Genomic DNA, 14,963 nt, shown 5'->3' on the forward strand with positions numbered 1-14,963 from the left:
CGAGTCACCGCCCGGAGTTCCCGGAGCCCGCCGGCTGTGGTTGCCTGGCTGCGCCGAGAGCAGCGTCGCCGCAGGAGGAGCACCACCGTGCCGTTGAGCCGCAGGAACTTCCTCGCCGGAGCCGTCGCCGCACCCGCCCTGGCGGCGCTGTCCGCCTGCGCCGGCACCGTCGTCCAGCCCGGTGACCTCTCCCGGCTGCGGATGATGGTCCCGGCCAGCCCCGGCGGCGGCTGGGACACCACCGCGCGCACCCTGCAGCGGGTCATCCAGCAGGCCGGTGTCGCCCGCAACGTGCAGGTCTTCAACGTCGAGGGCGCCGGCGGCACGATCGGCCTGGGGCAGCTGGCCCGCGAGGACGACGACGCGCTGTTGATGATGATGGGCCTGGTCATGGTGGGCGCCATCGACACCAACGACTCCACCACCCGGCTCGACGACGTCACCCCGATCGCCCAGCTGATCGCGGAGACCGAGCTGATCGTCGTGCCGGCCGAGTCGCCCTACGACGACCTCGCCTCCTTCGTCGAGGCCTGGGCCGCCGACCCGCGCGGCACACCGATCGCCGGTGGCTCGGCCGGTGGCACCGACCAGATCCTGGCCGGGCTGCTGGCGCAGGCGGCCGGCATCGACCCCGAGCAGGTCAACTACATCCCGTACTCCGGGGGCGGTGAGTCGCTGTCGGCGCTGCTCGGCAACCAGGTCGCCGCCGGCATCTCCGGCACCGCCGACTACGGCGCCCAGGTCACCTCCGGCACGCTGAAGGGCCTCGCCGTGTCCACGGCCGAGCGGTCCGGGCAGGTGCCCGACGTCCCGACGATCATCGAGTCCGGGTTCGACGTCGAGGTGACCAACTGGCGCGGGCTGATGGCCAGGCCCGGCATGACCGCCGACGCCCGCGACGACCTGATCGCCGTGGTGCAGGACGCGCACGACACCGACGAGTGGGCCGAGGCGCTGGAGAACAACGGCTGGCTGGACACCTTCCAGACCGGTGACGAGTACGGCGACTTCCTCGCCGAGGAGGAGACCCGCGTGCGCCAGGTCCTGACCGAGATCGGGCTGATCCCGTGAGCACCGCCGCCGGGCACCCGAGCGACCCGCCGGCGGGTCAGCCGGCCGAGTCACCGGCCGGGGAGCCGGTCCAGCAGCACGTCCAGCAGCCGACCCGGCCGGAGCGGAACACCGGCGAGCTGGTGATGGCCGCGCTGCTCGCCGCGCTCGGGGTCTACCTGCTCATCGACGCCGGGGCCATCGCCGTCCCGGGCTCGTCGAACACCGTCGGCCCGCGGTTCTTCCCCTACGCCGTCGGCGGGCTGACCGTGCTCACCGGGGCCGCGCTGGCGATCCGCGCGCTCCGCGGTGACCGCGGGCCCTCCGACGACAGCGAGGACGTCGACCCCGACGCCCCCACCGACTGGCGCGCGGTCGCGATCATCGCCGTGGCCTTCGTCGCCCACGCCCTGCTGATCAACGTCGTCGGCTGGCCGCTGGCGGTGGCGCTGATGTTCGCCGCGGTGGCCTGGGCGCTCGGGGCGGTCGGCACCGTCCGGCCGTTCCTGATCGGGCTGCTGGTCAGCTGCATCGTCTGGGTCATCTTCGTGAAGGCGCTCAACGTGGCGCTGCCCGGCGGCACCGTCCTCGAGTTCGTGACGGACTGGATCTGATGGCCATCGACGAACTGCTCGGCGGTTTCGCCGACGCGCTCACCCCGCTGAACCTGCTGTTCGCCCTGCTGGGCGTGCTGCTGGGCACCGCCGTCGGCGTGCTGCCCGGCATCGGCCCGGCGATGACGGTCGCACTGCTGCTGCCGGCCACCTACGTGCTGGAGCCGACCAGCGCGCTGATCATGTTCGCCGGCATCTACTACGGCGGCATGTACGGCGGGTCGACGACGTCGATCCTGCTCAACACCCCGGGTGAGTCCAGCTCGATCATGACCGCGCTCGAGGGCAACCGGATGGCCAAGGCCGGGCGGGGCTCGGCGGCCCTGGCCACCGCGGCCATCGGCTCCTTCGTGGCCGGCACCATCGCCACCCTGCTGCTCGCGCTGGTCGCCCCCACCGTCGTCGACCTGGCCATCGGCGTCACCCCGGCCGACTACTTCGCGCTGGCGGTGATCGCCTTCGTCGCCGTCGCCACCGTGCTCGGTTCCTCCCCGCTGCGCGGCCTCGCCGCGCTGTGCCTGGGCCTCTACCTGGGGCTGGTCGGCACCGACGTCCTCACCGGTCAGGAGCGGTTCACCCTCGGCGTCCCGCAGCTGTCCGACGGCATCGACGTCGTGGTGGTCGCGGTCGCGCTCTTCGCGGTCGGCGAGGCGCTCTACGTGGCCTCCCGGCTGCGCCGCGGCGCCGTCCAGGTGATCGACCACAAGGGCAACTGGATGACCAGGGACGACTTCCGCCGCTCGTGGAAGCCGTGGCTGCGCGGCACCGCGTTCGGCTTCCCGTTCGGTGCGCTGCCGGCCGGCGGTGCGGAGATCCCGACGTTCCTCTCCTACGCGACCGAGCGGAAGCTCACCAAGCACCCGGAGGAGTTCGGCAAGGGCGCCATCGAGGGCGTCGCCGGCCCGGAGGCGGCCAACAACGCCGCGGCCGCCGGCGTGCTGGTGCCGCTGCTCACCCTGGGCATCCCGACCTCGGCCACCGCCGCGATCATCCTGGCCGCCTTCCAGGGCTACGGCATCCAGCCCGGGCCGACGCTGCTCACCACCGAGGGGCCGCTGGTCTGGGCGCTGATCGCCTCGCTGCTGATCGGCAACGCGATGCTGCTGGTGCTGAACCTGCCGCTGGTCGGGCTGTGGGTGAAGCTGCTGCGCATCCCGCGGCCCTACCTCTACGCGGGCATCCTGATGTTCGCCTCGCTGGGCTCCTTCGCGGTGAACGCCGACCCGCTGGACCTGGTGCTGCTGCTGGTCCTCGGCCTGCTCGGCTTCCTGATGCGCCGGTACGGCTGGCCGGTCGCCCCGGCGGTCATCGGCCTCATCCTCGGGCCCATCGCCGAGACCAACCTGCGCCGCGCGCTGGCGATCAGCGGCGGCGACCTCGGCGTGCTGGTGGACAGCTGGTTCAGCCGGATCGTGCTGTTCCTGGCACTGGTGGCCCTGGTCGGGCCGATCGTGCTGCGGTTGGTGAAGGGCCGCCGGTCGACGCCGGCGGAGGTGCAGGCCGACGGTCGGCTCGAGCACCGCGACCGGGACCAGGCCGTCCGCACGGGCGCCGACCGGGAGGACTGGGGGGCGTCGGACGGATGAGCGGAGACACGGACATGGCAACGGTCGTCGTGGGGCACGTGCCCAGCCCGCGTGGTGCTGCCGCGCTGGAGCACGGGCTGCAGGAGGCCCGCCGCCGGGGCGCCCGGCTGGTGGTCGTCAACAGCTCCCGGGGTGACGCGCTCGTCGACCCGGAGTACCTGCAGGGCGACGCGCTGCGCCGGCTGGAGGACCAGCTGGCCACCTCGGGGGTGCCGTTCGAGGTGCGCCAGCCGGTCGGCCGGGACGTCGCCGAGGAGCTGTCCCAGGTGACCGCGGAGACCGGCGCCGAGCTGCTGGTCATCGGCATCCGGCACCGGTCGGCGGTCGGCAAGCTGCTGATGGGCAGCGCCGCCCAGCGGATCCTGCTGGACGTCGACTGCCCGGTGCTCGCGGTCAAGACACCGCCGTCGTCCTGATCCCGGCGACCGAGGAGGAGCGCGCGATGCCCGGAGAGCGGCACGTCATCGAGAGCGTCGGCGGGGTGCACGTCACCTACCGGCGCTGGCTGCCCGGCGGCGACGCCCGGGCCACCGTCCAGGTGGTGCACGGCGCGTCCGAGCACTCCGGCCGGTACGACCGGCTGGCCGCCGCCCTCACCGCGCGCGGCCTGGCGGTCTACGCCATGGACCTCCGCGGCCACGGCCGGACGGCGGAGGGCACCGGCACCGGCCGGTTCGGCGCCCCCGGCGTCTCCGGCGTGCTGGACGACGTCCGGGCGCTGCACCTGGTCGCCGCGGAGCAGCACCCCGGCGTGCCCCGGCTGCTGGTCGGGCACTCGATGGGCTCGGTCATCGCACTCGCCGCGGCGGAGCAGGACGGCGGCGACCTCGCCGGGCTGGTGCTCTCCGGCCCGCTCGGCGTCGACCCGGACCTGGTGGACACCGTCTCCGCCCTGGAGGCCGCGCTGGCCGCCGGGCGCGGGGACCAGCCGCTGGACGCGCTCGGTGCCTTCAACGCCTCCTTCGAGCCGGCCCGCACCCCCTACGACTGGCTGTCCCGTGACGAGGCCGAGGTGGACGCCTACCTCGCCGACCCGCTGAGCGGCGACGACATGCCGCTGACCCACGCCTACGCGGCCGGCGTCTTCGGGCTGAACGTCCGGGCGACCAGCCCCGAGGGAGTGGCCGAGCTGCCCGCCGGGCTGCCCGTGCTGCTGCTGTCGGGTCAGCGCGACCCGGTCGGCGGCGTCGACGCCGGCCAGGTCACCGCGCTCGCCGGGCTGCTCCGGGACCGTGGGCTGCCGGTCGAGCAGCACGTCTACCCCGACGCCCGGCACGAGGTGTTCAACGAGACCAACCGGGACGAGGTCGTCGCCGACCTGCTCCGCTGGACCGACGCCCGGATCTGAGCCCGCGCGCATCCGCGCAGGTCGGGAACGGGGCGTCCGGAGTGTCGGGGGGCCGACCTAACCTGGGGTCATGCCCGACCCGTCCACGTACCGCCCAGCGGTCGGCAGCATCCCGGAGGACCCCGGGGTCTACAAGTTCCGCGACCCGGCCGGCCGGGTCATCTACGTCGGCAAGGCCAAGAGCCTCCGGCAGCGGCTGAACAGCTACTTTGCCGACGTCTGGGGCCTGCACCCGCGCACCCGGCAGATGGTCACCACCGCGGCCAGCGTCGAGTGGACCGTCGTCGGCACCGAGGTCGAGGCGCTCCAGCTCGAGTACAACTGGATCAAGGAGTTCGACCCGCGGTTCAACGTCCGCTACCGCGACGACAAGAGCTACCCGTCGCTGGCAGTCACGCTGAACGAGGAGTTCCCGCGGCTGCAGGTGATGCGCGGGCCCAAGCGCAAGGGCGTCCGCTACTTCGGCCCCTACGCCCACGCCTGGGCCATCCGCGAGACGCTGGACACCCTCACCCGGGTCTTCCCGGCGCGCACCTGCTCCAACGGCGTGTTCAAGCGGGCCAGCCAGATCGGCCGCCCGTGCCTGCTCGGGTACATCGGCAAGTGCGCGGCGCCCTGCGTCGGCCGGGTCAGCGCCGAGGAGCACCGCGAGATCGTCGACGACTTCTGCGACTTCATGGGCGGCCGCACCGACCAGATGATCCGCCGGCTCGAGCGGCAGATGGCCGAGGCCGCGGAGGAGCTGAACTACGAGAAGGCCGCTCGGCTGCGCGACGACCTCGGCGCGCTGCGGCGGGCGCTGGAGAAGCAGGCCGTCGTCCTCGGTGACGGCACGGACGCCGACGTGGTCGCGTTCGCCCAGGACGAGCTGGAGGCCGCCGTCCAGGTCTTCCACGTCCGCGGCGGCCGGGTCCGCGGCCAGCGCGGCTGGATCATCGACAAGGTCGAGGACGTCACCACCGGGCAGCTGGTCGAGCAGTTCCTGCTGCAGGTCTACGGCGGCGTCGACGAGCAGACCGGCACCGGCGAGGTGGGCGACTCCGTGCCGCGGGAGGTGCTGGTCCCCGAGCTCCCCGACGACGCCGAGGTCTACGCCGAGCTGCTCAGCGAGCTGCGCGGGTCGCGCGTGTCGCTGCGCGTGCCGCAGCGCGGCGACAAGCGGAGCCTGATGGAGACCGTCGAGCGGAACGCCAAGGAGTCCTTCGCCCGGCACCGGGTGAAGCGGGCCAGCGACCTCACCGCCCGCTCGATGGCGCTGTCGGAGATCCAGGAGGCGCTCGACCTGGCCGAGGCGCCGCTGCGCATCGAGTGCATCGACATCTCGCACGTCCAGGGCACCAACGTGGTCGCCAGCATGGTGGTGTTCGAGGACGGCATGGCGAAGAAGTCGGACTACCGGCGCTTCTCGGTCGCCCAGGGCACCGACGACACCGCCGCGATGGCCGAGGTCGTCCGGCGGCGCTTCGCCCGGCACCTCAAGGACGAGGCCGACCGCCGCGACGAGCAGGGCGTCGCCGCGGAGGAGGGCCGGCCGCGCCGGTTCGCCTACCCGCCGAACCTGCTCGTCGTCGACGGCGGCGCCCCGCAGGTGGCCGCGGCCAGCCGCTCGCTCGCCGAGCTGGGCATCGTCGACGTCGCCGTCTGCGGGCTGGCCAAGCGGATGGAGGAGGTGTGGCTGCCCGACGACCCCGACCCGGTGATCCTGCCGCGCACGTCCGAGGCGCTGTACCTGCTGCAGCGGGTACGTGACGAGGCCCACCGGTTCGCCATCACCTACCACCGGCAGAAGCGATCCAGCACCATGCTCGTGTCGCTCCTGGACGACGTCCCGGGGCTCGGCGACACCCGGCGGAAGGCCCTGATGAAGCAGTTCGGATCCCTCAAGCGGCTGCGTGCGGCCTCGGTCGAGGAGCTCATGGCGGTGCCCGGCATCGGCCGGCGCACGGCCGAGGCGGTGCTGGCGGCCGTTGCCGAGCCGGTGGCGGCCGGCGCGGACCCCGACCGGGTTGCCGAGGACGCCGTCGAGCTGGAGGAGGCGCCGGTGGGCGCGGCCATGCCCGTCCGGCCGGTGCACGGCGCCGAGGCGGGGGAGAGCGCCGAGATCGGCCGGGTCCACCGGGTGGAGGGGAGCGGGGCGTGAGCGTCGACCAGCGGGCCGGGGAGCCCACCGACGCCGAGCAGGATCCCGCGGGGCCGCAGAGCGACGTCCCACCGGCCACCGACGGCGCCAGCACCGAGCTGGCACCGCTCGACGTCGTCGTCGTCACCGGGCTGTCCGGCGCGGGCAAGAACTCCGCCGGCCGGGTGCTCGAGGACCTCGGCTTCTTCGTCGTCGACAACCTGCCGCCGGCGCTGCTGCAGCCGATGGTGGAGCTCGGCGCCCGCGGCGACCTGCGCCGGTTCGCCGCCGTCGTCGACGTCCGCAGCCGGGCCTTCTCCAGCGACCTGCAGGAGGCCATCCGGCTGCTCGCCGAGGCCGGTCACCGGCCCCGCGTCGTCTACGTGCACGCCCGCAACGAGGTGCTGATCCGCCGGTACGAGTCGGTCCGCCGCGAGCACCCGCTGCAGGGCAGCGGCCGGCTCATCGACGGCATCGACGCCGAGCGCGAGCTGCTCACCGGCATCGCCGGCGAGGCCGACCTGTGGATCGACACCAGCGACCTCAACGTCCACCAGCTGCGGGCCACGCTCGAGTCGGCCTTCGTCGAGGACGGCGCCCCGCCGCAGGTGGTCGCCACTGTGCTGAGCTTCGGCTTCAAGTACGGGCTGCCGCTGGACGCCGACCTGGTCGTCGACGCCCGCTTCCTGCCCAACCCGCACTGGATCCCCGAGCTGCGCCCGATGAACGGCCGGGACACCGAGGTGCGCGAGTACGTGCTCGGCCAGGAGGACGCCCCGGCGTTCCTGGACCGCTACACCGAGGTGCTGCGGCTGCTGCTGCCCGGCTACCGGCGGGAGGGCAAGCGCTACCTGACTCTCGCCGTCGGCTGCACCGGCGGCAAGCACCGCAGCGTGGCCATCGCCGAGGAGTTCGCCCGCCGGCTCAGCGCCGAGGGCGTCCCGGCCACCGCCCGGCACCGCGACCTGGGGCGCGAGTAGTGGGGCCCGACCCGTACGGCGACGAGGCCGTGCGGCTGGCCGCACCCCCGCCCGTCCCGGTGCCGGTGGGCGGCGACCGGCGCTCGGCCGACCGGCTGCGGGTCGTGGCGCTGGGCGGGGGGCACGGGCTCGCCGCCGCGCTGACCGCCTGGCGCCGGCTGACCCGGGAGCTCACCGCGGTGGTCACCGTCGCCGACGACGGCGGCTCGTCGGGGCGCATCCGGCGCGAGATGCCGGTGCTGCCCCCGGGCGACCTGCGGATGGCCCTGGCGGCGCTGGCCGGTGAGCACCCGCGCACCCAGGAGGTGGCCCGGCTGCTGCAGCACCGCTTCGGCGGCAGCGGCGTCCTGGCCGGCCACCCGGTCGGCAACCTGATGCTCACCGGGCTCACCGAGATGCACGGCGGCGACAGCGTGCGCGCCCTCGGCGTGCTCGAGGAGCTGCTCGGCGCGCAGGGCCGGGTGCTGCCCATGGCGGAGGTCCCGCTGGACCTGGTGGCCACCGTGGCGAGCACCGACCCTGACGACCCGCAGGACACCCGGCGGATCCGCGGGCAGGTCGCGATCGCCTCCACCCCGGGGCGGGTCCGGGAGATCCGCGTCTCGCCGGCCGACCCGCCGGTGCCGGACGCCGTGCTCCGCGCGATCGCCGAGGCCGACGTCATCAGCCTCGGCCCGGGCTCCTGGTACACCTCGGTGCTGCCGCACCTGCTGGTGCCCCGGCTGCGGCAGGCGCTGGAGGACAGCCCGGCCCGGGTGGTCGTCGTGCTCAACCTGGAGCCCCAGCCGGGGGAGACCGACGGCTTCTCGCCCGAGGAGCACCTGGGGGTCCTGCTGGCCCATCTGGGGGGCGTGTCGCTGCACACGGTCATCGCCGATGCCGCTGCGGTTGTTGACCGGCGTGGTCTGCTGTCTGCTGTGCAGGGATGTGGTGCGGAACTGGTGCTCGCTCCGGTCGCCGCACCCGACGGTGCACCACGGCACGACCCCGCGCGGCTCGCCGCGGCACTGGCCTCCATGGTCGGTGCGCGGTGACCGGGCGGGGGGAGGTCGGGCACGGGGACGACGGGTGCACCGGCCAGCACACAGGGGGAAGGGAAGACCGCTGATGGCTATGACGGCGATGGTGAAGGACGAGCTCTCCCGCGTGGAGTGCACGAAGACCTCCGAGCGCAAGGCCGAGGTGACGGCGCTGCTGCGCTTCTCCGGCGGCCTGCACATCGTGGGTGGCCGCGTGGTCATCGAGGCCGAGCTCGACACCGGCTCGGTGGCCAGGCGGCTGCGGCGCGACATCAGCGAGGTGTACGGCTACACCAGCGGCGTGAGCGTGCTGGCCGGCGGCAACATCCGCCGCGGCGTGCGCTACCTGGTGCGTATCGCCAAGCACGGGGAGGGGCTGGCCCGGCAGACCGGGCTGGTCGACCAGCGGGGCCGGCCGGTGCGCGGGCTGCCGCCGTCGGTCGTCTCCGGCGGCATCGGTGACGCCGAGGCCGCGTGGCGCGGCGCCTTCCTGGCGCACGGGTCGCTGACCGAGCCGGGGCGCTCGTCGTCCCTGGAGGTCACCTGCCCGGGGCCGGAGGCGGCGATGGCGCTCGTCGGCGCCGCCCGCCGGCTGGGCATCGCCGCGAAGGCCCGCGAGGTGCGCGGCACCGACCGCGTCGTCGTCCGCGACGGCGACGCGATCAGCGCGCTGCTCACCCGGATGGGCGCCCACGACGCGGTGCTCGCCTGGGAGGAGCGGCGGATGCGCCGCGAGGTGCGGGCCACCGCCAACCGGCTGGCCAACTTCGACGACGCCAACCTGCGCCGGTCCGCCCGGGCCGCGGTCGCGGCCAGCGCCCGCGTCGAGCGGGCGCTGGAGATCCTCGCCGACGACGCCCCCGAGCACCTGCTGGTCGCCGGCCGGCTGCGGCTGGAGTTCGGTCAGGCCTCGCTGGAGGAGCTCGGCCAGCGCGCCGACCCCCCGATGACCAAGGACGCTGTTGCCGGGCGCATACGGCGTCTCCTGGCGATGGCGGACAAGCGGGCCAAGGACCTCGGCATCCCGGACACCGAGTCGGTCGTCACCGACGACATGCTCGCCCAGTAGCAGCCGCGGTCAGGCGGCCCACCGGTGCGTCGTCGCAGGTCAGGAAGACGTCCGCGACGTCTCATGGGTCTGCGGCGGCGGTCCGGACGCGGGGTCGGGCGGGTGCGCCGGGGCCGATAGGCTGACCTGGACATGTGGCCGTGCACACGCGCGGCCGACGGCGCAGCCGGGCAACACGGCCTGGCAGCACGGTCTGGGAGGTCCGCAGTGACGGTACGGGTCGGGATCAACGGGTTCGGTCGGATCGGCCGCAACTTCTACAGGGCCGCTGCCGCCAGCGGCGCGGACATCGAGATCGTGGCGGTCAACGACCTCACCACCCCCGAGACGCTCGCGCACCTGCTCAAGTACGACAGCATCCTGGGCAAGCTGCCCGAGGACGTCTCGGTCGTCGGCGACGGCATCAAGGTCGGCGGCGCCACCATCAAGGTGCTCGCCGAGCGCGACCCGGCGAACCTGCCCTGGGGCGACCTGGGCGTCGACGTCGTGGTCGAGTCCACCGGCTTCTTCACCAAGGCCGACGACGCCCGCAAGCACGTCGACGCCGGTGGGGCCAAGAAGGTCATCATCTCCGCGCCGGCCACCGGTGACGACCTCACCATCGTCATGGGCGTCAACCACGAGCAGTACGACGGCTCGCAGACGATCATCAGCAACGCGTCCTGCACCACCAACTGCCTGGCCCCGCTGGCCAAGGTGCTCAACGACGCCTTCGGCATCGAGCGTGGCCTGATGACCACGATCCACGCCTACACCGCCGACCAGAACCTGCAGGACGGCCCGCACAAGGACCTCCGCCGCGCCCGCGCTGCCGCGCTGAACATCGTCCCCACCTCCACCGGTGCGGCCAAGGCCATCGGCCTGGTGCTCCCGGAGCTCAAGGGCAAGCTCGACGGCTACGCGCTCCGCGTCCCGGTGCCGACCGGCTCGGCGACCGACCTCACCGTCACGCTGTCCCGCGAGGTCACCGTCGAGGAGGTCAACGAGGCCTACAAGGCCGCCGCGGCCGGCCCGCTGGCGCCCTACCTGGTCTACACCGACGCGCCGATCGTCTCCTCCGACATCGTCACCGACCCGGCGTCGTGCATCTACGACTCCGGCCTGACCAAGGTCTTCGGCAACCAGGTCAAGGTCGTCGGCTGGTACGACAACGAGTGGGGCTACTCCAACCGCCTCGTCGACTCCGTCGCCCTGGTCGGCAGCAAGCTCTGATGCGGTCCGTCGACGAGCTCATCGCCGACGGGGTCTCGGGTCGGCGCGTGCTGCTGCGCGCCGACCTGAACGTCCCCCTGGACAAGGTCACCCGCGAGATCACCGACGACGGCCGGATCAAGGCCAGCGTCCCCACGATCTCCGCGCTGCGCGAGGCCGGGGCGCGGGTCGTCGTGGCCGCGCACCTCGGCCGGCCCAAGGGCGAGCCCGACCCGCAGTTCTCCCTCGCCCCGGTCGCCGCGCGGCTCGGTGAGCTGCTCGGCACCGAGGTGCCGCTGGCCGCCGACGTCGCCGGCCCGGACGCCACGGCCAGGGCCGCGGCGCTCGGCGACGGCGAGGTGCTGATGCTGGAGAACGTCCGCTTCGAGGCGGCCGAGACCAGCAAGGACGACGCCGTCCGCGGCGAGCTCGCCGACCGGCTCGCCGGGCTGGCGGACCTCTACGTCGACGACGCCTTCGGTGCGGTGCACCGCAAGCACGCCTCGGTCTTCGACGTCGCCGAGCGGCTGCCGCACGCGGCCGGCCGGCTGGTGGCCCGCGAGCTCGAGGTGCTCACCCGGCTCACCGAGAGCCCGGAGCGGCCCTACGTCGTCGTCCTCGGCGGCTCCAAGGTCAGCGACAAGCTCGGCGTGATCGAGGCGCTGCTGCCCAAGGTCGACCGGCTGCTGGTCGGTGGCGGGATGACCTACACCTTCCTCGCGGCCCAGGGCCACGAGGTGGGGCAGTCGCTGCTGGAGGCCGACCAGGTCGACAGCTGCCGGCGGCTGCTGGCCGAGGCCGGTGACCGCATCGTGCTGCCGGTCGACGTCGTGTGCACGCCCGAGTTCAACGCCGAGGCGCCCACCACGGTGCTGCCGGCCGACCAGATCCCGGCCGACCAGATGAGCCTGGACATCGGGCCCCGCAGCGTCGAGCTGTTCGCCGAGGCGCTGTCCGGTGCGCGCACGGTGTTCTGGAACGGCCCGATGGGCGTGTTCGAGCTGGCCCCCTTCCAGGGCGGCACCCGCGGGGTGGCCCAGGCGGTCGGCGCGATCGACGGGCTCTCCGTCGTCGGTGGTGGCGACTCGGCGGCGTCGGTGCGCCAGCTCGGGCTCGACGAGGCCGCCTACGGCCACATCAGCACCGGTGGCGGCGCGTCGCTGGAGTACCTCGAGGGCCGCGAGCTCCCGGGCCTCTCGGTGCTGGCCGGCTGATGGCGCGCACCAAGGCCCCCAAGGCGCCCCGCGAGGGGCGACGTCCGCTGATCGCGGGCAACTGGAAGATGCACCTGACGCACCTGGAGGCCATCGGCCTGGTGCAGAAGCTGGCGTTCTCGCTCACCGAGCCCCAGCTCGAGGCCGCCGAGGTGGTCGTCGTCCCGCCGTTCACCGCGCTGCGCAGCGTGCAGACGCTGGTGGCCGGCGACAAGCTGGAGATCGGCTACGGCGCGCAGGACCTGGCCGCAGCCGACTCCGGGGCGTACACCGGCGACGTGAGCGGGGCGATGCTCGCCGCGCTGGCCTGCCGGTACGTGCTGGTCGGTCACTCCGAGCGGCGCACGCTGCACGGTGAGGACGACGCGGTGGTGGCGGCCAAGGTGCAGGCGGCGCTGCGGCACGGCCTGGTACCGATCCTGTGCGTGGGGGAGGGGCTCGACGTCCGGCGCGCCGGCACGCACGTCCCGCACTGCACCGACCAGCTCGACCTGGCGCTGGCCGGGCTCAGCACCGAGCAGCTGCAGGAGCTCGTGATCGCCTACGAGCCGGTCTGGGCGATCGGCACCGGCGAGGTGGCCACCCCGGATGATGCGCAGGAGGTCTGCGGGGCACTGCGGGCGCGGCTCGCCGAGCGTCACGGGCCGGAACTGGCCGCCGGCGTCCGTATCCTCTACGGCGGGTCGGTCAAGGCCGGCAACACCGCCGGCATCCTCGCCGGACCGGACGTCGACGGAGCGCTCGTCGGCGGGGCCAGCCTGGACGCCGACGAGTTCGCACAGATCTGTCGTACCGCTGCCGGTGGGAGCTGACCGCCGCCGGCACTGACCGGGCGGAGCAGCACCCACGTTGAGGCACAGCACCGAACGACGGCTGACCGGCCGACGCTCCTCCCGGGGAGCGCGGCGGTCGGCCGTCGTGCTGTCCGTCGTCGCCCTGCTCGCGCTGCTGGCCGGCTGCGGCGGCGGCAACAGCGGCGCCGCGGGCGTGCCCACCCAGGCGGGCGAGGCGAACAGCGGGGTGGCCGGCGTCCGCGCGCCGTCCGACACCCCCGGCGGCACGCTGCGGCTGGTGGCCGGGGAGATCGACAGCCTGGACCCGCAGCGCTCCTACGTGCCCGGCGTGTGGAACCTGATGCGGCTCTACGCCCGCACGCTGGTCACCTACTCCTCCGTACCGGGCCGCACCGGCGAGCTGGTGCCCGACCTCGCCACCGACATGGGGACGACGCCCGACGGCGGTCGGACCTGGACCTTCACCCTCAAGGAGGGCGTCCGGTTCGAGACCGGCCGGCCGATCACCTCCCGCGACGTGAAGTACGGCATCGAGCGGTCGTTCGCCTCCGACGTCATCGTCGGCGGCCCGACCTACGTGCTCGACCTGCTCGACGACCCGGAGAACCCCTACGCCGGGCCCTACCAGGACGAGTCGGCCGACAGGCTCGGGCTGGCCTCGGTCGCGACGCCCGACGACCGGACGATCACCTTCACCCTGACCACGCCGACGCCGGACTTCCCGTTCGTCATGGCGCTGCCCTCCAGCAGCCCGGTGCCGGCCGAGAACGACCTCGGCGCCGGCTACGGCACCCACCCGGTGAGCTCCGGCCCCTACATGGTGGCCTCGGTCGACGCCCAGGCCGGCATCACGCTGGTGCGCAACCCGCAGTGGGACCCGGCGACCGACGAGGTCCGCAGCGCGCTGCCCGACCAGGTGGTCGTGCGCAGCGGCCTCTCCGGCGTCGCCCGGGACCAGGCGCTGCTGGCCGGCTCGGCGGACGCCGACCTGTCCGGCACCGGCGTGCAGCAGGCCACCACCAGCCGGCTGGAAGACGAGGCGCTGGCCGGCCGGATCGACGACGTGACCACCGGCGCGCTGCGGCTGCTCGCCCTGCCGAGCTCGGTGGCGCCGATGGACAACCCGGCCTGCCGGGCGGCCGTGGCCGCGGTGGTCGACCGGGCGGGCGTGCAGGAGGCCCTCGGCGGCCCGGAGAACGCGGTCCGCTCGTCGCTGCTCTGGCCACGGTCGCTGGCCGGGGACCTCGAGGACCCTGACCCTCAGCCAGACCTCGAGGCCGCCCGGGCGTCGCTGGCCGCGTGCGGTCAGCCGAACGGGTTCAGCACCGTCTTCGCCGTGCCCGACGCGCCGAGCAGCGTCGCGGTCGCCACCTCGATCGCCGCCGACCTGGCGCAGGTCGGCATCCAGGCGGAGGTGCGGCCGCTGGACCCGGCCACCTACTACGCCACGGACGTCGGCAACCCGGAGGCCGTCAACGCCGCCGGCTTCGGGATCGTGCTGGCCACCTGGACGGCGGACTTCCCGACCTCCGCCTCGTTCCTGGTGCCGCTGGTCGACGGCCGCTCGATCCGCCAGGTGGGCAACACGAACTACGCGCGGCTCGACGACCCCGGGGTCAACGGGCTGGTCGACGCGGCGCGAGCGGTCGCCGACCCGGCGGCGGCCGGCGAGGCGTGGCGCCAGGTGGTCGCCGCGGTGCAGACGACGTCGGCCTACGTGCCGCTGGCGGAGAACCGCGTGCAGCTGCTGGCGGGCCAACGGCTGCGCAACGGGGTGGTCATGCAGCCCTACGGGGGCTACGACGTCGCCACCGCCGGCGTCAGCTGACAGCCTCGGGAGCATCGCAGGGAGCGCCAGCGACCGAGGAGCGGACCGAGGCGCGGAAGCTGACCGGGTCGACGGGGTCAGCTGACGGGGGTCGTCCACGGCGTCGGTTAGGCTGGACCGTCGAGAGCCCCCGATCCACCGGGTGCGAGCC

13 protein-coding genes are annotated in these 14,963 nt (G+C 74.0%); all 13 read left to right on the top strand.

Features of this window, described 5'->3' with window-relative positions:
* The first annotated feature begins 87 nt into the window (after nt 1-87).
* The 13 genes from FHX36_RS01555 (at nt 88) to FHX36_RS01615 (ending at nt 14,812) form a co-directional block, all read left to right on the top strand.
* Nucleotides 88-1,071 (top strand): Bug family tripartite tricarboxylate transporter substrate binding protein, encoded by a 984-nt coding sequence (locus tag FHX36_RS01555; RefSeq protein WP_110550578.1) that lies wholly within the window; start codon nt 88-90, stop codon nt 1,069-1,071.
* Nucleotides 1,068-1,664 (top strand): tripartite tricarboxylate transporter TctB family protein, encoded by a 597-nt coding sequence (locus FHX36_RS01560; RefSeq protein ID WP_110550579.1) that lies wholly within the window; start codon nt 1,068-1,070, stop codon nt 1,662-1,664. The genes FHX36_RS01555 and FHX36_RS01560 overlap by 4 nt, the downstream gene beginning before the upstream one ends.
* Nucleotides 1,664-3,250 carry a tripartite tricarboxylate transporter permease gene (locus FHX36_RS01565; RefSeq protein WP_246405386.1) on the top strand — a complete coding sequence of 529 codons (1,587 nt, stop codon included), beginning with the start codon at nt 1,664-1,666 and terminating at the stop codon, nt 3,248-3,250. The genes FHX36_RS01560 and FHX36_RS01565 overlap by 1 nt, the downstream gene beginning before the upstream one ends.
* Before the next feature lie 14 nt (nt 3,251-3,264).
* Nucleotides 3,265-3,666, top strand: a complete 402-nt coding sequence (locus tag FHX36_RS01570) for a universal stress protein (protein ID WP_110550581.1) — start codon at nt 3,265-3,267, stop codon at nt 3,664-3,666.
* Nucleotides 3,667-3,692: 26 nt separating this feature from the next.
* Nucleotides 3,693-4,598 (top strand): alpha/beta fold hydrolase, encoded by a 906-nt coding sequence (locus tag FHX36_RS01575; RefSeq protein ID WP_110550582.1) that lies wholly within the window; start codon nt 3,693-3,695, stop codon nt 4,596-4,598.
* A 70-nt stretch (nt 4,599-4,668) separates the two neighbouring features.
* A complete protein-coding gene (uvrC, locus tag FHX36_RS01580; protein WP_110550583.1) occupies nt 4,669-6,738 on the top strand; it encodes an excinuclease ABC subunit UvrC in 2,070 nt (689 codons plus the stop codon).
* A complete protein-coding gene (rapZ, locus tag FHX36_RS01585; protein ID WP_183513446.1) occupies nt 6,735-7,697 on the top strand; it encodes an RNase adapter RapZ in 963 nt (320 codons plus the stop codon). Before uvrC ends, rapZ begins: the two co-directional genes overlap by 4 nt.
* A complete protein-coding gene (locus FHX36_RS01590; RefSeq protein ID WP_343056548.1) occupies nt 7,697-8,731 on the top strand; it encodes a gluconeogenesis factor YvcK family protein in 1,035 nt (344 codons plus the stop codon). Before rapZ ends, FHX36_RS01590 begins: the two co-directional genes overlap by 1 nt.
* Before the next feature lie 79 nt (nt 8,732-8,810).
* The gene (gene whiA, locus FHX36_RS01595) at nt 8,811-9,785 is read left to right on the top strand and encodes a DNA-binding protein WhiA (RefSeq protein WP_425487818.1); all 975 of its coding nucleotides are present in this window, start codon (nt 8,811-8,813) and stop codon (nt 9,783-9,785) included.
* Between the two features lie 207 nt (nt 9,786-9,992).
* On the top strand, nt 9,993-10,997 hold the full coding sequence (gene gap, locus FHX36_RS01600; RefSeq protein WP_110553186.1) for a type I glyceraldehyde-3-phosphate dehydrogenase: 1,005 nt from the start codon (nt 9,993-9,995) through the stop codon (nt 10,995-10,997).
* Nucleotides 10,997-12,190, top strand: a complete 1,194-nt coding sequence (locus FHX36_RS01605; RefSeq protein WP_110553185.1) for a phosphoglycerate kinase — start codon at nt 10,997-10,999, stop codon at nt 12,188-12,190. Before gap ends, FHX36_RS01605 begins: the two co-directional genes overlap by 1 nt.
* On the top strand, nt 12,190-13,002 hold the full coding sequence (gene tpiA / locus FHX36_RS01610) for a triose-phosphate isomerase (RefSeq protein ID WP_110553184.1): 813 nt from the start codon (nt 12,190-12,192) through the stop codon (nt 13,000-13,002). Before FHX36_RS01605 ends, tpiA begins: the two co-directional genes overlap by 1 nt.
* Before the next feature lie 106 nt (nt 13,003-13,108).
* Nucleotides 13,109-14,812, top strand: a complete 1,704-nt coding sequence (locus tag FHX36_RS01615) for an ABC transporter substrate-binding protein (RefSeq protein WP_258372890.1) — start codon at nt 13,109-13,111, stop codon at nt 14,810-14,812.
* The last annotated feature ends 151 nt before the right edge of the window (nt 14,813-14,963 follow it).

The organism is Modestobacter versicolor, assembly GCF_014195485.1.
In the GTDB taxonomy this organism is placed as follows: domain Bacteria; phylum Actinomycetota; class Actinomycetes; order Mycobacteriales; family Geodermatophilaceae; genus Modestobacter; species Modestobacter versicolor.